The sequence below is a fragment of the Nonomuraea sp. 3-1Str genome, assembly GCF_031570565.1.
In the GTDB taxonomy this organism is placed as follows: domain Bacteria; phylum Actinomycetota; class Actinomycetes; order Streptosporangiales; family Streptosporangiaceae; genus Nonomuraea.
Window position 1 is genome coordinate 282655 of the sequence record NZ_JALHBK010000006.1, and the last position, 18469, is coordinate 301123.

At 73.3% G+C, this 18469-nt stretch carries 17 protein-coding genes and 1 tRNA gene; 7 read left to right on the plus strand and 11 right to left on the minus strand.

The features are described 5' to 3' along the window. Positions 1-220: 220 nt before the first annotated feature. Positions 221-1420 (plus strand): cytochrome P450, encoded by a 1200-nt coding sequence (locus MTP10_RS13415; protein WP_310709458.1) that lies wholly within the window; start codon positions 221-223, stop codon positions 1418-1420. 119 nt (positions 1421-1539) lie between these two features. On the opposite strand, the gene MTP10_RS13420 is transcribed toward MTP10_RS13415, so the two are convergent. Together MTP10_RS13420 and MTP10_RS13425 are read right to left on the minus strand one after the other, a co-directional pair. Next, a complete protein-coding gene (locus tag MTP10_RS13420) occupies positions 1540-2466 on the minus strand; it encodes a hypothetical protein (RefSeq protein WP_310709459.1) in 927 nt (308 codons plus the stop codon). A gap of 487 nt (positions 2467-2953) precedes the next feature. Next, a tRNA-Arg gene (locus tag MTP10_RS13425) sits at positions 2954-3025 on the minus strand. Positions 3026-3162: 137 nt separating this feature from the next. On the opposite strand from MTP10_RS13425, the gene MTP10_RS13430 reads away from it, so the two are divergent. Continuing rightward, a complete protein-coding gene (locus MTP10_RS13430; RefSeq protein WP_310709460.1) occupies positions 3163-3528 on the plus strand; it encodes a response regulator in 366 nt (121 codons plus the stop codon). Positions 3529-3559: 31 nt separating this feature from the next. Here the strand turns inward: MTP10_RS13430 and MTP10_RS13435 are convergent, their stop codons facing one another. After that, positions 3560-6325 carry an AAA family ATPase gene (locus MTP10_RS13435; RefSeq protein ID WP_310709461.1) on the minus strand — a complete coding sequence of 922 codons (2766 nt, stop codon included), beginning with the start codon at positions 6323-6325 and terminating at the stop codon, positions 3560-3562. Between the two features lie 102 nt (positions 6326-6427). Here MTP10_RS13435 and MTP10_RS13440 point away from each other — a divergent pair, with 102 nt between their 5' ends. Together MTP10_RS13440 and MTP10_RS13445 are read left to right on the plus strand one after the other, a co-directional pair. Further along, on the plus strand, positions 6428-7045 hold the full coding sequence (locus MTP10_RS13440; RefSeq protein ID WP_310709462.1) for a LysE family translocator: 618 nt from the start codon (positions 6428-6430) through the stop codon (positions 7043-7045). A gap of 4 nt (positions 7046-7049) precedes the next feature. Then, positions 7050-7598: a TetR/AcrR family transcriptional regulator gene (locus MTP10_RS13445; protein WP_310709463.1), complete on the plus strand. Its 549-nt coding sequence runs from the start codon at positions 7050-7052 to the stop codon at positions 7596-7598. A 10-nt stretch (positions 7599-7608) separates the two neighbouring features. Here MTP10_RS13445 and MTP10_RS13450 read toward each other — a convergent pair whose 3' ends face one another. From MTP10_RS13450 to MTP10_RS13475, 6 genes are all read right to left on the minus strand, one after another. Further along, a complete protein-coding gene (locus tag MTP10_RS13450) occupies positions 7609-8805 on the minus strand; it encodes a hypothetical protein (RefSeq protein ID WP_310709464.1) in 1197 nt (398 codons plus the stop codon). 21 nt (positions 8806-8826) lie between these two features. Next, a complete protein-coding gene (locus tag MTP10_RS13455) occupies positions 8827-9207 on the minus strand; it encodes a Rid family detoxifying hydrolase (RefSeq protein ID WP_310709465.1) in 381 nt (126 codons plus the stop codon). Positions 9208-9216: 9 nt separating this feature from the next. Further along, positions 9217-10293, minus strand: a complete 1077-nt coding sequence (locus tag MTP10_RS13460; RefSeq protein WP_310709466.1) for an alanine racemase — start codon at positions 10291-10293, stop codon at positions 9217-9219. A 44-nt stretch (positions 10294-10337) separates the two neighbouring features. Further along, positions 10338-11885: an amidohydrolase family protein gene (locus tag MTP10_RS13465; RefSeq protein ID WP_310709467.1), complete on the minus strand. Its 1548-nt coding sequence runs from the start codon at positions 11883-11885 to the stop codon at positions 10338-10340. Positions 11886-11983: 98 nt separating this feature from the next. Next, the gene (locus tag MTP10_RS13470; protein WP_310709468.1) at positions 11984-15151 is read right to left on the minus strand and encodes a DUF4153 domain-containing protein; all 3168 of its coding nucleotides are present in this window, start codon (positions 15149-15151) and stop codon (positions 11984-11986) included. Beyond that, positions 15148-15831, minus strand: coding sequence for a response regulator transcription factor (locus MTP10_RS13475; protein ID WP_310709469.1), 684 nt, complete (start codon positions 15829-15831; stop codon positions 15148-15150). Before MTP10_RS13475 ends, MTP10_RS13470 begins: the two co-directional genes overlap by 4 nt. 149 nt (positions 15832-15980) lie before the next feature. Between MTP10_RS13475 and MTP10_RS13480 the strand changes: the two genes are divergently transcribed. Together MTP10_RS13480 and MTP10_RS13485 are read left to right on the plus strand one after the other, a co-directional pair. After that, on the plus strand, positions 15981-16637 hold the full coding sequence (locus MTP10_RS13480; protein ID WP_310709470.1) for a protein kinase domain-containing protein: 657 nt from the start codon (positions 15981-15983) through the stop codon (positions 16635-16637). A gap of 129 nt (positions 16638-16766) precedes the next feature. Further along, positions 16767-16958 carry a hypothetical protein gene (locus MTP10_RS13485; protein ID WP_310709471.1) on the plus strand — a complete coding sequence of 64 codons (192 nt, stop codon included), beginning with the start codon at positions 16767-16769 and terminating at the stop codon, positions 16956-16958. Between the two features lie 27 nt (positions 16959-16985). On the opposite strand, the gene MTP10_RS13490 is transcribed toward MTP10_RS13485, so the two are convergent. Both MTP10_RS13490 and MTP10_RS13495 read right to left on the minus strand, forming a co-directional pair. Next, a complete protein-coding gene (locus tag MTP10_RS13490) occupies positions 16986-17306 on the minus strand; it encodes a DUF3817 domain-containing protein (protein WP_310709472.1) in 321 nt (106 codons plus the stop codon). A gap of 4 nt (positions 17307-17310) precedes the next feature. After that, the gene (locus tag MTP10_RS13495; RefSeq protein ID WP_310709473.1) at positions 17311-18090 is read right to left on the minus strand and encodes an SURF1 family protein; all 780 of its coding nucleotides are present in this window, start codon (positions 18088-18090) and stop codon (positions 17311-17313) included. 103 nt (positions 18091-18193) lie between these two features. Here MTP10_RS13495 and MTP10_RS13500 point away from each other — a divergent pair, with 103 nt between their 5' ends. Continuing rightward, positions 18194-18376, plus strand: coding sequence for a hypothetical protein (locus MTP10_RS13500; protein ID WP_310709474.1), 183 nt, complete (start codon positions 18194-18196; stop codon positions 18374-18376). The last annotated feature ends 93 nt before the right edge of the window (positions 18377-18469 follow it).

Below are 18469 nucleotides of genomic sequence, written 5' to 3' on the forward strand. Positions count from 1 at the left end.
TCGCGGACCGTCCTGATACCGGACCGTTGCCGTGCTGACGCGGCCACTGACAGCACCTTCAGGCAGCGGTACGCAGCGGAACCTTCGTCAGCCTGATCGCGCCGGACTGACGCTCGGCGACGTCGTGTCAGCGGTCGCGTCAGCACGGCGACGGCCTGATATCAGAGGCGTCGGCGACCGTGGATGTCAAGAACGGTTCAGGGCGATGAGAGGAACAACCATGGAGCACACCGTCACCACGCTGCCGGCCGCCCGTCAGTCCGGCTGTCCGTTCGACCCGCCCAAGGAGCTGATCGAGGCCCGCGAGCAGAGCCCGATCAGCCGCTACCCGTTCCCCGACGGGCACCAGGGCTGGCTGGTCACCGGCTACGACCTGGTCCGGTCGGTCCTGGCCGACTCGCGGTTCAGCTCGCGCAGGGAGCTCATGAGCCACCACCCGACCATCGACTACGGCGGCATCGAGGTGCCTCCGGCGCCGCCCGGCGAGTTCCTCCTCATGGACGAGCCCCAGCACAGCCGCTATCGCAAACCGCTGGTGGGCAAGTTCACCGTACGGCGGATGCGGCTGCTCACCGAGCGCGTCGAGCAGATCACCGCCGACCACCTGGACGCCATGGAGAAGGCCGGGCCGACGGCAGACCTGGTGACCGCGTTCGCCAAGCCCATCCCCGCCATCGTGATCTGCGAGCTGCTGGGCGTGCCGTACGAGGACCGGGGCTTCTTCCAGGACAACATCGACAAGTTCCTCGGTGGGGAGGTCGGCGACGAGGAGCTGATGGCGGCCTACATCGCGACCCAGCAGTACCTCGCCCAGCTGGTGGTGGCCAAGCGCGCCCACCCCACCGACGACGTGCTCAGCGACCTGCTCGACAGCGACCTGACCGACGAGGAGCTGCAGGGGATGGCCCTGATCCTGCTGTCGGCCGGGTTCGACACCACCGCGAACATGCTGGCGCTGGGCACCTTCGCCCTGCTGCAGAACCCGGAGCAGCTGGCCGCGCTGCGCGCCGACCCCGCGCTCACCGACCCGGCCGTGGAAGAGCTGCTGCGGTACCTGACCGTCGCCAAGACGTTCCTCAGGACGGCGCTGGAGGACGTCGAGCTGGGCGGCCACACCATCACGGCCGGCACCACGGTCATCCTGTCGTACAACACCGCCAACCGCGACCCCGAGCGCTTCGCCGATCCCCACGTCCTCGACCTCCGCAGGCGGGACGGCGGGCACCTGGCCTTCGGCCACGGCATCCACCAGTGCCTGGGCCAGCAACTGGCCCGCGTCGAGCTGCGGGTCGCGCTCCCGGCACTGGTCAACCGCTTCCCCACGCTGCGGCTGGCCGTACCGGCCGAAGAGGTCGCCCTGCGCCCGGAGACCGCGGACATCTACGGCGTCAAGAGCCTCCCGGTCACCTGGGACGTGTGACCACGAGCCGGTGACGGTCGAGAAGCCGGGGACTGCGTGGCTCCACGCGTCCGGCTACCCGCAGCACGCGAGGACACCACTGCCGTCGCGGAACGGACGAGGTGGGAACTCGCCGCTCGTCAATCGCGGCGTTCGGGGGCGCTGAGGACGTCGGCGAGGTCGTCCACCGGCAGTCCCCGGCCCGGCTTCGCCTGGGGCGCGGTGATCGTCATCGGCTTGTCCCAGTTCCGGTACTGCGTCGCCAGGTGCCCCCGCAGGATCCGGTCGTGCCCGAGCCCCGGGACCTGGGGCCGCGGGTGCGCGTAGAACCGCCAGCCGACCCGGTACGGCCATCCGCGGTCGTCGTACATGTACGTCCACGTCACCTCGGACGTCCCGAGAGCCGAGGTACCCGCGGCCTCGCGGAAGCTGGGCGAGACGCGATAGAGCTCCTTGAGCTTGATCGTCCCGGTGAGGGTGTAGATCCGCTGCTTGCGGCCGGTTGTGTGGTCCTTGAGCCAGGGCGCGACACTCTTGCGGCTCCTGGTGGACAGCAGCTTGCTCAGCGTGGCCGGTTCCAGGACGTTGATGAGCTGATCGCCATACGCGGCGGCAGCGCCGCCGGCCCGGCCGGTGCGCACCCAGGTCTTCGCCCGCGGCGCAAGCTGGTACTGCCAGCCGCCCACGCTGATCGTGCGTAGCGTCCCCACCGTGCGGAGCACGCCGGCGAAGTAGGGGTCCTTGGGCGCCTCCTCCACCATCAGCTCCTTGTTGCTCACGCTGAGCTGCCGAACGTGCTCCGAGGCGAGCACGCCGGCCCGCCCCAGCTTGACCTTGCCGGTTCCGCTCACTCCCATACCGCTCCCGATGAAGGTGCGCCTGCCGTTGCTCAGTTGCACCTCCTTGGACAGGTCCGTGGAGGCCTGGCCGTAGAACTCGGCCGTCGCGCCGGCCCCGCGGGCGAGCAGCGAGCGCAGACCCGCCACGGGGTCGGGTTCGGCTGTCTGGGCGTGGGCTGTGGTGGGAGCGGCGGCGACGAGGGCTAAGGCGATGATGAGGGGTTGCATGCCGTACATCCTGGTGGTGAGTGAAGATCAAGTTCAGGTGGGGTGAATGTACATGTGATCACGCCGGGATGAGCGTCATGGGGCTCCTGCCGCCCGGCGCCTGGCGCGCCACGCATCCAGCTGTCAACCCGGGATGACGATCGCTTCACGGCCCGGCTCTCCCCTTTCGGCAGCCGGTATCCGCGCCATCTACAAGCGGAGTCGAGCCGCCTCAAGCGACCGAGGATCGCAACCAGGGCTGTTCGCTCTGCCCAATGGCCGTCCTTGGGCGGGCGGCCTCGCCGGCTGTTCCAGGCACTTGGTCGGTACGGCGGATCTGCTGACTCACGCCGATCCCGATCGAACGCGGGGGCTTGGATGGAGCTCTGTCATGGCCCACGAGCAGTGAGCGGCAACGAGAACGGGCGGGGCTCCGTGAGACTGGAGACCCGCCCGTTCCTGTGTCGTTCGCCCTGGTCAGCGGCCGAAGCCGCCGGTCAGGATCGTGTGCCCCCTGTAGGATTCGAACCTACGCACCCGGCTCCGGAGGCCGGTGCTCTATCCCCTGAGCTAAGGGGGCCGAACGTGTGACAAGGCTACCAGTATTCGGCCACCACTCCGCACCACGATAAACCTCCGATCACACATCGCCGGAAAACCGCACGTGACCGCGCCACTACGGGTAGCTTTGCCGCCGTGGGTGAGGTTCTTGGGAAAGTGCTGGTCGTCGACGATGACGAGGTCATCCGTCAGCTCATCGCGGTCAACCTGAGCCTGGAAGGGTTCGAGGTGTCGACCGCCACCGATGGGCAGGACTGCCTTGAGCGGGTGCTCGACGTCATGCCGGATGTGATCACGCTGGACGTGATGATGCCGTATCTCGACGGGTGGGTGACGGCGGAGCGGCTGCGGGCGGATGAGGCCACCAGTCACATCAAGGTGGTGCTGATCACCGCCCGGGCGCAGGACGACGACAAGCGGCGCGGGATGGGCATCGGGGTGGACGCCTATCTCACCAAGCCGTTCGATCCGGCAGAGCTGATCCAGGTGGTGCGGGATCTGGCCGCGCTCGCCAGAAGCTGAAGGCCCTTGGTAAGCAGGCCCCGGTAAGGGGTCAGGTCAGGAGGCCGTGGGCGCGGGCGGTGGCGGCCGCCTGGGTGCGGGTGGAGACGTCGAGCTTGCCGAGGATGTTGGAGACGTGGACGCTCACCGTCTTCTGGGCGATGAACAGCCGCTCGGCGATCTCCCTGTTGGTGAGGCCCTCCGCGACCAGCGTGAGCACCTCGAGCTCGCGGGCGGTCAGCCCGCCGTTGGGTGACTCCTGCGCGGCCGAGCCGGCCCCGGCGACGGCGGTGAAGCGGGCCCGCTTGCCGAAGTCGGCCAGCACCCTCTCCAGGGGAGCGGCGCGGAGCGTGGTGGCGGTCTCCCGGGCCAGCGTCCACTCCGTCTGGGCCGCCTCCCGGTCGCCGGCGGCGAGCAGCGCCTCGGCCAGGCGCCACCGGGCGCGGGCCGTCTCGTAGACGAAGCCGTAGTCGAACGCCTCCACCACGGCCCGCCACAGCTCCGGGTCGAGCCGGCCGTGGACGCGGTGCCATTCGGCCTCGACCCGCAGCGCCCACGCGCGCCCCTCAAGACCGAGCTGACCACGCTGGCCGACCGGGCCGGACTTCACCGCGAAACGGGCCAGATCGGCCATCTCGTCGGCGTCCTCGACGACCCCGAGGTCGCCGAGCGCCCACAGGCCGACGGCGGCGATGCGCAGGATGCCCGATTCGCCGGGCAGGAGCACGTCGAGCGTCGCGCGTACGTGGGTGAGCGCCGTCTGGGGGTCGCCCTGCCAGAGGGCGTGCTCGGCGGCGAGCCCGCGCGACATGTACGCCACCAGCCCGTCGGACCAGAACGGCCGCAGCCACCCGAGCCTGCTGTCCACGGCGGGCAGCCCGCGCGCCACCTCCAGGAACAGGGCGAACGACGACAGGGTGGCCTCCGGCGCGGTGCCCACCCGGGCGCCGAAGGAGGCGGCCACGGTCTCGGCCTGGTCCCACTCCCCCGCGACGTAATGGATGAGGAAGCGCAGGAACTGCAGGTCGGTGCCGTAGGTGCTCCACTTGAGCCCCGTCTCGAACGCCAGCCGGATGCCCTCGTCGGCGACCTCGGCCGCGTGGGCGAGGTAGCCCTGCTCATAGTGGATGCGGGCGTGGTGGAAGTGGGCGCGCAGGTCCATGGCGAGGTCGCCGGTGCCCTCGGCGGAGGCGACGGTGACGAGGTCGTGGGCCTTGGCGGTGTCGCCCTGCAGCTCGGCGTGGATGGCGAGGGTGAGCAGCGCGCCCACCTCGGCGTCGCGCGCCCCGGCGGCGCGGGCGACGTCGAGCGCGCGCAGGGCCAGCGCCTGGCCCTCGGCGTGCCGGGGGCTCCACGTGAGCGTGCGGGCGTGGGTGGCCAGGGCGCGGGCCAGGGACGCATCGTCGGCCGCCGTGGCGACGGCCTGCTCGGCGGCGGCGATGGCGCCGTCCTGGTCGTCCATCTCGGACAGGTAGTAGGCGAGCCGCTCGCTGACCTCGCAGGTGGGCGGCAGGGCGCGGAGCTGGGTGATGGCCCGGTGGTTGTCTCCGCTGTCGGCGGCCATGACGGCGCTGCGGAAGGCCAGGCTCGCCCGGCTCTCGCCGGCCAGCCGCTCGGCGTCGGGCACCCGCTCCCACAGTGACAGGGCCTGGTCGTAGTGGCTGTGCGCCTCGGCCGGGGCGCCGAGCCGCTCGGCGAGCCGGCCGGCCTCGGCGGAGGCGGCCAGGGCGCCCGCGAGGTCGTGGCCGGCCAGGTGGTGGTGGGCCAGCTCGGCGGGTGCGGTGAGCAGCCGGGCGAACGCGGCGTGCAGGCGGGTGCGCTCGCCGGGCAGCAGGTCGGTGTAGACGGCCTCCTGGAGCAGGGCGTGGCGGAAGGCGTAGCCGTAGCCGTCGACGCGCAGCAGCCCGCGCGAGACGATCTCGCGTACGGCCTCCTCGAAGTCGGCGAGCGGCAGCCCGGAGACCTCGCGCAGCAGCTCGTCCTCGACGCGCCGGCCGGCCACGGCGGCGGCGCGCAGCACGCGCTGGCCCGGCTCGGACAGCACCTCGACGCGGGACAGCAGGAGGCTGGCCAGGCCTTCGGGCAGGCTGTCGCCCTCGGTCATGGCGGCGAAGAGCTCTTCGGCGTAGAACGGGTTGCCGTCGGCGCGGGTGACGATCATGCCGAGCCCCTGAGCGTCGACCCGGCCCATGGTCGCGACGTAGTCGGACATCTGGCCCGGGTCGAGCGGCCCCAGCTCCACCGCCGTGACCGTGGGCAGCCGCTTCATCTCCGCCAGCACGGAGCGCAGCGGGTGGCGCCGGTGGAGGTCGTCGGTGCGGTAGGTGCCGACCACGCAGACCCGCTCCGTCTGCACCATGCGGCTGAGGAACACCAGCAGGTCGCGGGTGGAGCGGTCGGCCCAGTGGAGGTCCTCGATGACGAAGAGCACGGGCTGGATGCCGGACAGCAGGCCGAGCAGCGAGCCGAAGAGCCGCTGCTGCGTCAGCCCGGCCGACGGGACGCTCTCCACGCCGGGCAGGAGCTGGCCGAGCAGCGGGTGGGCGGCGGCCGTCTCGCGCACCGCGGGCTCGGCGCCGCGCAGGGCGTCGGCGAGCGGGAGGTACGGCAGGGCGTCGCCGAGCTCGGCGCACTGCCCGGACAGCACGTGGAAGCCGCGCTCCCTGGCCTCGGCCACCAGCTCGGTGACCAGCCGGGTCTTGCCGATGCCCGCGTCGCCCCCGACGAGCGCGACCCCGGCGGTGCCGGCCGCGGCGGACTCGAGCACGCCGACGAGCCGTGTCAGCTCGGCACCGCGCCCCACCAGAAGACCCTTCACGGTCAGCAACTATGCCATGCCTCGCCGACACTCATTGGCCCACCGCCACCACCCGCCATTGGCCTTCTTATCGGCATAAAGCCATGTCTACGCTTATATTTCGTGATCAGTTGGTCGACGTACCTCTTCTTCACCGGCGCCTGCCTGGCCCTGGTGCTCATCCCCGGCCCCAACCACTTCTACATCGCCGCCCGCGGCCTCGCCCAGGGCAGGGCGGCGGCGCTGGCCAGCGCGTTCGGCGTGGAGACGGGCACGCTCGTGCACATCGCCGCCGCCGCGGCCGGCCTGTCGTACCTGATCACGAAGTCGGCGACGCTGTTCGGGATCGTCAAGTGGGCCGGCGTGGCCTACCTCGTCTACCTCGGCGTCCGCGCGCTCACCTCGAAGGACGAGGCGGGCGGCACGGCGCTGCGGCCGCAGCCGCTGCCCAGGGTGTTCCTCGAAGGCGTCCTGGTCAACGTGCTCAACCCCAAGGTCACGCTGTTCTTCCTGGCGCTCCTGCCGCAGTTCGTCGACGCGGACGCGGGCTCGCCGGCCCTCCAGATCGTGGTGCTCGGGGTCACGCTGCTCGCGCTGGGGCTGCTGTCGGACATCGTGTACGCGTTCACGGCCGGCGCGCTCGGCACCCGGCTGGCCCGCCGGGCCCGCACCCTGCGGTACGTCAGCGGCGTGGTGTACCTGGGGCTGGGCGTCGTCACCGCGTTCACCGGGAGAAGATGACGGCATGGCGCCCAGGAAGCAGCAGGAGATCTTCGACGCGACGCTCCGGCTGGTCGCCGAGCGCGGCTACGACGGGCTGACCGTCGAGGGGGTGGCCGAGCGGTCCGGCGTGAACAAGACGACGATCTACCGCTGGTGGCCGTCCAAGGCCGCGCTGCTCGGGGCGGCGCTGGTGGAGGCCGACGTCCTGGCGTTCGAGCCGCCGGACACGGGCAGCCTGCGGGGCGACCTGGTGGCGCTGGCCGAGGGCGTGGTGCGCCTGCTGACGCGGCCCCCCGCGCGGGACGTCGCGGTGACGGCGCTGGGCGCCGCCGTACGCCATCCGGAGCTCGACGCGCACCGGTTCTTCGCCGACCGGTTCGCCCGGGAGCGCGCGGTGTTCGAGCGGGCGGTACGGCGGGGCGAGCTGAAGGAGACGGCCGACCCGATGCTGATCGTGGACCTGCTGGCCGGGGCGGTGTGGATGCGGGCGGTGTTCCGGGGGCTGCCGGTGGACGACGGCTTCGCGGAGGAGGCGGTGTCGGCGGTCCTGGAGGGGCTGGCGTCCCGGTGACCGGCCCGGGTCAGTGGGCCTCCGCCAGCGCGGCCGGGATCCGGTCCAGCACCGGGTGGGGCGCCAGCCCGTACGCGTAGAAGTCGACCGCCGCCGCGCCCGCCGCCTTCGCCCCGCGGGCCTTGGCCACGAGCCGGTCGGCCGAGTCGCTGTCGGGGTGGCCCGGCCGCAGCACGGCCCGCACCTCCCGGTCCTTGCCGACCGAGCGCAGGTAGGCGCCCACGTCGTCGGCCACGCGGGCCGCGTCGCGGGCGTAGGCGAGCACCCCGAAGGCCGGCACGAGGTCGCCGAGCGCGACCAGGTCGACGCCGAGCTGCCAGGCGTCGTGCGCGGCCAGCCCTGGGGTGGGCAGCCCGTCGGTGTACCCCTTCACCGCGCCGGTCGAGTCGACGAACACCAGCCGGGCCCCCTCGGCCTCCACGGCCGAGGCGACCTCGGACACCAGCGTCGTCACGGTCTCGGACCTGGCCCGCGCGTAGGCGACCACCTCGGGCCCGGCGTAGGCGGTGAGCGCGGCCCGGGTCACCTCGCCCTGCGCGGGCGCGTCGCCGTCGAGCACGCGCCCGACGATGCCGGCGCACTCCTCGCGCGCCGCCTCGGCGTTGACGCCCAGGTCCGCGGCGCGGCGCATGCAGTAGTCGCAGAAGCACAGCCCGAACAGGTAGGTGTCCATCGGCCCGAGCGGCACGAACGACCGCTGCGCCCGCAGCGGGTTGAAGTGCAGCGCCTCGGCCACCACGCTCTCGACGCCGAGCCGGGCGACGGCGCGGGCCAGCGCCACGGCGTAGTCGCGCACGTCGGGGTGCCCCGGGCACAGGTCGGCGGGCGAGCCGCGGTCGCCGAAGCAGTCGCGCACGGTCACGTCCGGGTGGCGCAGGCCGAGTGTGGCGTTGCGCAGGAACACCGTCCAGCCGTGCAGCTTCAGCCCGCGCTGAGCGCACGCCTGGGCGAGACCGGACAGGGCGTCCTGGTGGCCGGCGGGCGGCTTGAGCCGCAGCCCCGCGAACAGCTCGGGCGGCGGCGTGAAGTGGGCGGCGTCGTGGCGGACGGTCAACCGGGACAGTCCGTGCGGGGTGATGTCCTGACAGGCGTGGTGCACGGCGCCGACGGTGACGCCGGTGACGCCGTAACCGCTGATCCTGTCGAGCACCCGCTCGACGCCCTCGCCTCGGAGGTCCTCGACGAAGACGTACACCGAACTGTCCACGAGCCGACCTTACAATCCTGGTTAGGCGCTCTTGTGCGCGACGAAGTCGATCTCCACAAGGATGTCCATCAAGTCCGATCCGACCGTGGTCCGCACGGGGTACGGGCGGGCGAAGTACGACTGGTACACCTCGTTGAAGGCGGCGAAGTCGCGCTTGAGCTCCTGCAGATGCACGGTCGCCTTGATCACGTCGTCGAACCCGAGCCCGTGGGCGGCCAGGATCGCCCCGAGGTTGCGCATCGTCTGGTGCGTCTGGGCCGCCACGTCGTCGCCGACGACCTCGCCGGTGTCCGGGTGCAACGGACCCGCGCCGGAGGTGTAGACGAAGTCGCCGACGACCAGACCCTGGGAGTAGGCGCCGACGGGCGCGGCGCCTTCGGTGGTCCGCAGCTCGCTCTTCATGGGTGCTCCTCAGAAGTGAGTCGTGATCTCGCCGACGATACGGTAGTCACGATCGACGACCGGCAGCACCCGCCACTTGTCGAACGCGGTGCACGGGTGCGAGATGCCGAAGGCGAGCAGGTCGCCGGGGCGCAGCCCGTCGGCCTGCACGACGGTGTGCTGGTCCTGCATCCGCGTCACGGCGACGCCGCCGCGCTTGGGGACGGGCAGGCCCTCGTCGTAGGGGGCGTCGCGCTTGCCCATGCCGACGACGGCCATGCCGGGCTCGGGGGCGGACAGCACGTGCGCCCAGACCTCCAGCGCGGGCCGCAGCTCGCCGTCGATGCGGTTGAACGGCGTGCGCTCGCGGTAGTAGCCGTCGTCGTGGGTGACGTAGGCGCCGCTGCGCAGCACGACGGTGGCCTTGGTGGCGACGAGCTCCCTGCCGATCACGTCGAACCACTGGCTGCCGCCCACCGACAGGATCGGCTGCCTGACACGCACGTGCTCGACGGCGTCCTGCAGCTTCAGCAGGTAGGCGCGGACCTCGTCGGCGCCGGCCAGCCCGCCCTCGTACCCCGCGATGCCGGCCAGCTCCACACCGTGGCTCTCCTGGACGTACCGGACGACCTCCAGCAGCTCCTCCAGCGACCGGCAGCCGGCCCGCCCGCCGGGGTGGCCCAGCTCCACCAGCACCCTGAACGGCCGGGGGCCGGCGTGCTTGGCCAGCAGGTCCACCCCGGCGGCCGAGTCCGCGAAGCTCAGCAGCTCGAAGCCGGGGTCGCGGGCCAGCTCGGCGGCGGCCCACGCCAGCCCGGCCGGGTCGACGAGCTGGTTGGCCACGATGATCCGCGAGGCGCCGAACGAGCGGACCGCCATGGCCTGCCGCGGCGTCGCCACGGTGAGCGCCCAGGCGCCCGCCTCCAGCTGCAGGGCGGCGATCTCGGGCGACATGTGCGTCTTGACGTGCGGGGCGAGCTCCATGCCGTGGTCGCGGGCGAACGCGGCCATGGTGGCGACGTTGTGCTCCAGCGCCTCGCGGTGCACGACCATCAGGGGGAAGGGCAGGCCGCCGTCGAAGATCGACCGGCCTGGGGCTTGCTGCACGACGTCTCCTCTGTCCACGTTCTCGGGTGTCACGGGCGCCGCCATCAGGCGCGCAGCGCCCGGCCGGGCGTCGCACCGGTCGGCTCGCCGCCCGCCAGCACGGGCACGCCGGACACGAGCACGTCGTCCACCCCTCCGGCGAGCGTACGGGGTGCCTCGTACGTGGCGCGGTCGGCCACCGTGGCCGGGTCGAACACCACCACGTCCGCCGCGAACCCGGCCCGCAGCAGCCCCCGGTCCACGAGCCCGAACCGGCGCGCCGGGTGCGCGGCGAGGTGGACGGCGGCCTGCTCCCACGTCCAGTCCCCCAGCTCGCGCACGTGCCTCCCGAGGAAGCGGGCGAACGCCCCGAACCCGCGCGGATGCGGATGACCGCCCACGTAGATGGCGTCGGAGCCGCCGGTCTGGGCCGGGTGGCGGAGCATCCGCCGCACCGACTCCTCGCCCTCGGGCCCCTCGTCCGGCCGGGCCGACACGCAGCCGGCCTCCAGCCGGGTCTCGACGAGCAGGCGCCGGCAGAACTCGGCCGGCTCCACGCCCGCCCGCTCGGCGGCCTCCACCATGCTCAGGCCCTCGGCCCACTCCAGGCCGGGCGCGTGCGAGACGGTCAGCCGCGGCCAGGTCTGCGCGAGGCCGGGCCACCATGCGTCGAGCTCACCGGAGGTGAGCATCTCCAGGGCCCGGTCGGTCTCGGCGGCGGGCACGTCCGGCGGCAGCACCACCATGGCGAGGATCGTGCTGCCGCGCAGGTACGGGTACGTGTCGAAGGTCAGGTCGACCCCGGCGGCCAGCGCCTCCTCCACGAGCGGCAGCAGCACGTCCGCGGGGCCGTGCAGGTGGGAGACGTGGACGGCCGCGCCGGACCGCGCGGCGATCTCGCTCACCTCCGCCATGCCGACCCCGGCGCGGGCGCCGTAGGCGCGCATGTGGGTCACGTACGGCAGGCCGCCGAGCGGCACGCACAGCGCGGCCAGCTCCTCGGCGGAGGCGTACCGGCCGGGCAGGTACTCCAGGCCGCTGGACAGCCCGACGGCGCCCTCCGACAGGCCGCGCTCGACGTGGGCCAGCATCCGGCGCAGCTCGTCCGGCGCCGGGGCGTCCGGGGAGGGGCCCATGACGTCGTAGCGGATGGTGCCGTGGGGCAGCAGGTACGCGGTGTTGAGGGCGACCGCCCGGTCGTAGGCGTCGAGCAGGCGGGCCACGCTCAGCGGGCCGCCGGCCAGGGAGCCGGGCAGGGGGCCGTTGACGGCGGCGAAGTAGCGGGCGGCGTAGGCGACGGTCCCGGCGGAGCCGGGGGCGTACGAGAGGCCGTCCTGCCCGAGCACGAACGTGGTCACGCCCTGCCGGAGCGCCGCCAGCTGCACGGACGGGTCGAAGACGGTCGCGTCGCCGTGCGCGTGGCAGTCGACGAACCCGGGCGAGACGAGCCGGCCGGTCGCGTCGATCACGGTGGCGGCGCTCGCGCCCTGAGCGCCGCCGAGCCGCCCCACGGCCGCGACCCTGTCGCCGGTGATCGCGACATCGGCCCGGTACGGCGGGGCGCCGGTGCCGTCGAGCACCCGGCCACCGCTGATGATCACATCGAAAGCCACCCAAGGATTAAACCCGATCTCCGGCCCCTCCGGCCCGGACCTCGATCGCGGATCCGTCGCCCTCACCGCGGACGCGGGCCGGGGAGCCGGGGAGGAGGTCAGTCGGACGTCCGGGAGGAGACCTGGGGGCAGGAGGTGGCAGGCCGGATCGGGTGCTCGGCGAGGAGGGCGCGGGCCTGCGCGCGGGAGAGGTTCCAGCCGTTCCACGGGTCCGGGTCCGCCAGGTCGTCGGCGGCCACCAGGTCGGCCAGCACGCAGCTGCGTTGCGGCTCGGGCAGCCGGTCCAGCGCGGGCACCGCCTCGGCCCCCAGGTCGCCCAGGTAGTCGGAGTCCAGCTTGGCCACCCCACGCACCGCCACCTGGGTCTGCGCCACTCGCAGGTCCGGGTTGACGAACGCGAAGCCGGCCAGGGCCAGCCCGGTGACTAGGACGACCGTGCGGGGCAGCCAGGCCGAGCCGCGGCCCGCCAGACGTACCGCCCCGGCCAGCAGCACCAGCGCGAACACGGCGCCCAGCCACCACAGCGTCGCCTGCACGGACAGCCGCAGCCGGGACAGGCCGTACGCGTCGGTGTAGAGGGCGAGCCGGTGCAGCGCGGAGGCGAGCACCACCATGGTCAGCGCGCACAGCACCCCGAGCTGCCCGGCCAGCAGCCACCGCTCGCGCCGCCCGGTCCGCACCACCCCGGCCGCCACGGCGACGATGCCGAGCACGAACACGCTCACCACGACGAGCTGGAAGAACCCCTTCCTGGCGTACTCCGCGTACGTCAGCCCGGCCGTCCTCAGCACCCACGCGTTGCCGCCGAACAGCGCGGTGATCTGCACCGCGACGAACGCGGCGAACAGCAGGTTCACGGCCGTCAGCGGCAGCAGCCACACGCTCCGGCTCAGCGTCAGCTTGGCCTCGGGCCCTGCCGGGTCGTTGACGGGCCGCAGCGCCACCAGCACCACGGCCGTCAGCAGCGCGCCCACGAGCGCGAACACGACGACGCGCAGCGGCAGCGTGTCGGCCCAGTCGGGGGTGGCGGTCAGGCGCCGCGCGTACGAGGCGAACACGCGGTCGGCCGACGCGAACAGCACCCCGAACACCGCCAGCAGCACCACCGTGATGCCCAGCCCGCCCAGCACCGGCAGGATCCGCCGGCGGGAGGTGAGCCGCTTCACCGGCTCCGCCAGGAACCACGGCACCGGAGGCAGCGCCAGCAGCACCGACAGCACGCCCCTGATCGCGCCGAGCCAGCCGGCCCCGGCCCCGGACACCGCCAGCGCGGCCAGCCCGGCGCCGGCCACGAGCAGCACGCCGACCAGCCAGTCGGCGTCACGCACGGCCGCCATGGCGATCAGCGTGTACGCGACCAGGGCGTACGCGCACGTCCACGGCGTCATCCGCCGCAGCACGGCGGGCATGGCCGCCGCGCCCAGCACCACCGCGACCAGGACGACACCAAGGCCGATCTGGGCCCCGGGAAGGGCCACGGCGCCGAACACCCCGGCACCGGCGGCGGCGGGCAGCAGCCAGCGCGGCGTCTCGGGCAGCTCGGGACGAGGGAAGAGCGGCGGGGGGACGTAGGCGGGGGGCGGCGCCTGGCTTCCGGCAGGCTGGGGGCTCGCGGGCGCGTGCCCGGGGGGTTGGGGCGTCGCGGGCGCGTGCCCGGGGGGCTGGGGAATCGCGGGCGCGTGCCCGGAAGGGGGGGGCGCTGCCGCGGGTGGCCGGCCAGGGGGCTGAGGGGTCCTGGTGCCGTACGGCGCGCTCGGGTGGGCGGCGGCGACGCCGCGCCGGGGAGTGCCGCCGATGGACGCGCCCAGCGCTCCGGCCAGGAGCGTGCACAACGCCAGCGTGGCCAGCGCGACCCCGCCGCCCACCGCGAAGCTGACGAACACCGCCGCGACCACGCCGACCATGAACCCGAGGAGCAGCCCGAGGAGGGTGCCCATGACGAGCCGCGCCAGCCTCTCCCCCGCTCCCGCTCCGGCGCCGGCCAGGGCTCCGGCTCCAGGCACGGGCACTGGCACGGGGAGAGGCGCGGGCGTCGCGCCCGGCCCGTCCGAGGACCCGGACGGCCCGGGCGGCCCGGACACCCCGGCTCGTACGGGCTCCGGCGCGCCGGTCCCGGCCCCCGCCGGCACCGGCGCCCCGTCCTCCGCGACCGCGCCCGTCCCGCCGCCCTCGGACGCCGGGCCGAGCCCGGCACCCCCAGGAGCCGGTACGGGCGCCGCGGCCTCGAAGCCCCCCGAGGCCCGGTTCGGTCCGGTGGCGCCCCGTCTGTCCCCCATCGTGGTTCTCCCTGGCAGCTCGATGATCATGTGACAACCCGCGCCGTCCGCGATACGGACGTCGCCCCCGTGCAGTTCGACGATCTCCTTGACGATGGCCAGCCCCAGACCGGCGCCGCCGGCGTCGGCGGCGCGCGCCGCGTCCAGCCGCGAGAACCGCTCGAACACCCGCGACCGCGCCGACGCCGGGATGCCCGGCCCCTGGTCGGTGACCGTGATCCGGGCCCCGTCCCCGCGGGCGGTCCCCGCCACCGTCACCACGCCCCCGGGCGGGCTGTGCCGTACGGCGTTGTCGAGGAGGTTGGCCAGGACCTGGGCCAGCAGGTCGGGGTCGGCGCGCACCACGAGGCCGGCCGCGGTCCGCGGCACGATCCGGACGTCCTCGCGGGCCAGTGCCGCCTCCCGCACGGCCTGCTCCAGCAGCGGGGCCAGCTCGATCGGCTCCGGCTCGATGAGGCGGGCGCCGGAGTCGAGCCTGGACAGGTCGAGGAGCTGGGCCACGAGCCGCCCGAGCCGCTCGGTCTGGGCCAGGGCGGTGCGCATGGTGTCGGGGTCGGCCGCGGAGACGCCGTCCACGACGTTCTCCAGGACGGCGCGCAGGCCGGTGATGGGCGTGCGCAGCTCGTGGCTGACGTTGGCGACCAGCTCCCGCCGCTGCCGGTCCACCTCGCCGAGGTCGGCCGCCATCGCGTTGAAGGCCCTGGCCAGCTCCCCCACCTCGTCCCGCGAGGTGGCGCGGACGCTCAGGTCGTAGCGGCCCTTGGCGACGGTCTGCGCGGCGCGGGCCATCTCGCGCAGCGGCCTGGTCATGCCCATGGCCAGCAGCTGCACCATGATCAGCGCGAGCACCACGGCGACGGCGATCCGCAGCTCGCGGGACAGGCCGGAGTTGATGCCGACCTCGTTCACCACGAACGCGGTGCCGACGGCCAGCACGATCACGATGCCGAGTTTGACCTTGATCCGGCCCAGGAAGTCGAGCGGCCTCATCGGCGCACCAGGGCGTACCCGACTCCGTGGACGGTGCGGACCACGTCGGAGCCGAGCTTGCGGCGCAGCGCCCGCACGTGGCTGTCCACGGTCCTGGTGGCGGCGGCCTCGGAGAAGCCCCACACGTCCGACAGCAGCCGGTCGCGCTCGAAGACCTGCCCCGGCCGCTCGGCCAGCCGGCGCAACAGGTCGAACTCGGTCCTGGTGAGCTGCGCCTCCGTGCCGCGTACGAACACCCGGCGCGCGGCCGTGTCGATCTCGACCTCGCCGACGCGGATGACCGTGTCCTCGGCCGCGAGCTGGGTGGCGCGCTCGACCCGGCGCAGCAGCGCGTGGATCCGCGCGACCAGCTCCCGCATGCTGAACGGCTTGGTGAGGTAGTCGTCGGCGCCCACGCCGAGCCCGACGAGCACGTCGGTCTCCTCGCCGAGGGCCGTCAGCATGAGGACGGGCACGGGCCGGGCGGCCTGCATCCGGCGGCACACCTCCAGCCCGTCGAGCCCCGGCAGCAGCCGGTCGAGGATCACCAGGTCGGGCTCCGCCCTGCCGTACTCGGTCAGGGCCGTCTCCCCGTCCCCGGCCACGCGGACGTCGAAGCCCTCCGCCGCCAGCCGGTCGCGGACGGCCCGCCCGATCGTCTCGTCGTCCTCGACCAGGAGGACCCGTCGCCGCTCTGCCACGGACGAAAGCCTAGGAGTGCCTCGTGCAGACAGCACTCCCTGAAACGTGCACATCCGGTGCAGACACCCCGCCCGGTCCCAGCTGTTCATACCCGGCTCACCGGGATGATGGCCGGGGGCGCCGCCTGACCGCTATCGTCCACCTCGGGATGGGAGAGACCACGAGACTCGCGGGGCGCTACCGGCTGCTGAACCCCCTCGGCGGGGGCGCCGTCCGGCTGGCCTTCGACGAGCCGGCGCACCGTGACGTCGTCGTCCGCGAGGTGCGCGTGCCGCCGGGACTGCTGGACCGGGCCGTGCGCGACGCCCGGCGGGTCGCGGGCCTGCGGCACGGCTGCCTCGTGCCGACCGTGGACGTGGTTGTCGAGCACGACGCGGTCTGGGTGGTCATGGAGTTCGTCTCCGGGGCGTCACTGGAGCGGACCGTCATGGCGCGCGGCCCCCTGCCCGCGACGCAGGCCGCCCGGGCCGGGGTGTGCGCGATGGCGGCGCTGTCGGCGGCGCACGCGGCGGGGATCGTCCACGGCCGGGTCAATCCGGGCAACGTGCTGCTCACGCCGACCGGCCGGGCGCTGCTGACGGGGTTCGGGCTGCCGCAGCCGGAGCTGCGGCCCTCGGCCGACCTGTGGTCGCTGGCGGCCACGCTGCACTTCGCCGTCGAGGGCAGGCCGCCGGGCGCGGCCCCGGCCCCGGGCACCGACCCGCTGCGGTCGCTGATCCGCGCCATGCTGGACCCGGCCGGGCCTCCCCCGGCCGAGGAGACGGCCGAGACGCTGCTGAGCCTGGCCGTGGACGGGTCCCCGTAGAGCACGATGTCCGAACGATTTGCGATACATCGCGATTCGGAACCCCGATGCGCTCCCACTCGTTGGACCGGCGACGCAGAATATGTGGAAGAGGCGGGGCGCGCGCTCCGCGTTCGGAGGATGTAGGGGATGTCGCCAGTCCAGAAGTACGCCATCGGTGCCGGCGCCGCCGTGCTGCTCTCGCTGATCTTCCTGCCGGGGTGGCTCACGTTGCTGGTCGTCCTGGGCGTGGTGGCCGCCCCGGTGGTCGGCTACCTGATGCTCGACCCCTCGCAGCGGGAGAGGCTCAAGCGCGCCCGCAGGCGCGGCATCGGCCACTGAGCCGGCCCGGCGCGGGCGGCGGGGGTCTCAGGCCCCCGCCGCCGGAGCCGCGGCGAGCTGCGCGTGCACCCGGTGGGTGACGCGCCGCTCCACGAAGAACGACAGGAACGGCACAGTGCCGCCGAGCATGATCCCCAGCATGTACGGCCAGCCCCACCGGGCCTTCATGCCCAGGTTCATGACCGTGACCAGGTAGATCATGTAGAGGAAGCCGTGGATGGGCGCCACGAACTTCGAGATGCCCTCGATGCCGAACCCGTACCTCAGCACCATGGCCGCGCACAGGATGAGCAGCATCACGCCGACGCAGTAGGCGAGCACCCGGAAAGGCTTCAGAGCCGATTCCACCGTTTCAACCTTCCAGAACCATCTCAGGGGACTTGCGGTGTTCCCGGTCCGTACGCACGGCGTCGCGGACGAAGTGGAACCACATGAACACGGCGAACCCGGCGAAGATCCACCAGTTGGCGGCGTAGGCGAGGTTGCGCCACGTGAGGGTGCCGCCGACGACCGGCGGCGCGATCTTGACCTGCGTGAGCGCGCCCGACGGGGGCTGGGCGACCAGGAAGCCGTCGCGGAGCTTACGGCCGGTCCACACGTTGATGAGCTGGCCCGTCGACACGGTGTCGACCTGCCCCGCGGGCAGCTCGTCGGGCCTGCTCTGCACGCTGTCGGTGCCCTGTGACGGCCGGAGCCGGCCGGCCACGGTGACCTGGCCGGTCGGCACGGCCATGGCCGGGCCGCCGGGCCGGGCCGTCCAGCCGCGGACGACCGGCATCAGCGTGCCGTCGTCGAGGCGGAGCGGCGTGAGCACCCAGTAGCCCCGGTCGCGGGAGACCTTGCCGCCGGGCGCGTCCACGTCGGGCTCGCGGTCGACGACGAGAAGCTGGAGCGAGGCGTCGTAGACGCCGGTCGCGGTGACGCGCCGACCGGCCGACATGCCGTCCATCTGCGCGCCGACCCGGGCGAGCGTGGTGACGGAGACGGGGGCGGGATCGTTGGCGACGTGCGGCTTGCCGGACTCCTGGAAAACCCCGAGCTGCCAGCGGCCGAGAAGGATGAAGGACACGAGGACCGCCACCGTCAACAGGTGGAGCCCCAGCATGCGGGGCGAGAGCACGGTCCTGAGCATGCTTCAACGCTATCCGGCGATGGGACCGGTCCCGTACTCAGGCTGCCTACCGATCGCGTAAAAGGCGCAAAATGCCGCAGGTGATCCCGCTAGGCTGCTGCCCATGTCTGAGCAGCACCAGCAGCCCATCGACCCGGCGGGCACCACGCAGCAGTTCCGTGCCTTCGCGCAGCGCTCCGAGCAGGAGGCCGCCCCCGCGCCCAAGAAGTCCCCTCTCGTACCGATCATCGCGGTGGTCGCGGCCATCGTGGTCATCGGCGTCGCCGCCTTCCTGCTCCTGCGCTAGCCCGGCGGCTCTCCCGCACGGCGCCGACGGCCGGCCGACGACGACGGCCCTCGGCGCTTTTCGCGCGCCCGCGAGCACTTCGCCGGCCCGCGG

Bases quoted from the DNA above. Each gene is read 5' to 3' on its own strand.
- MTP10_RS13485 (WP_310709471.1), top strand. From the start codon at position 16,767: ATGTCGCCAGTCCAGAAGTACGCCATCGGTGCCGGCGCCGCCGTGCTG.
- MTP10_RS13470 (WP_310709468.1), bottom strand. From the start codon at position 15,151: ATGAGGCCGCTCGACTTCCTGGGCCGGATCAAGGTCAAACTCGGCATC.
- MTP10_RS13420 (WP_310709459.1), bottom strand. From the start codon at position 2,466: ATGCAACCCCTCATCATCGCCTTAGCCCTCGTCGCCGCCGCTCCCACC.
- MTP10_RS13445 (WP_310709463.1), top strand. From the start codon at position 7,050: ATGGCGCCCAGGAAGCAGCAGGAGATCTTCGACGCGACGCTCCGGCTG.
- MTP10_RS13500 (WP_310709474.1), top strand. From the start codon at position 18,194: ATGTCTGAGCAGCACCAGCAGCCCATCGACCCGGCGGGCACCACGCAG.
- MTP10_RS13415 (WP_310709458.1), top strand. From the start codon at position 221: ATGGAGCACACCGTCACCACGCTGCCGGCCGCCCGTCAGTCCGGCTGT.
- MTP10_RS13480 (WP_310709470.1), top strand. From the start codon at position 15,981: ATGGGAGAGACCACGAGACTCGCGGGGCGCTACCGGCTGCTGAACCCC.
- MTP10_RS13455 (WP_310709465.1), bottom strand. From the start codon at position 9,207: ATGAAGAGCGAGCTGCGGACCACCGAAGGCGCCGCGCCCGTCGGCGCC.
- MTP10_RS13495 (WP_310709473.1), bottom strand. From the start codon at position 18,090: ATGCTCAGGACCGTGCTCTCGCCCCGCATGCTGGGGCTCCACCTGTTG.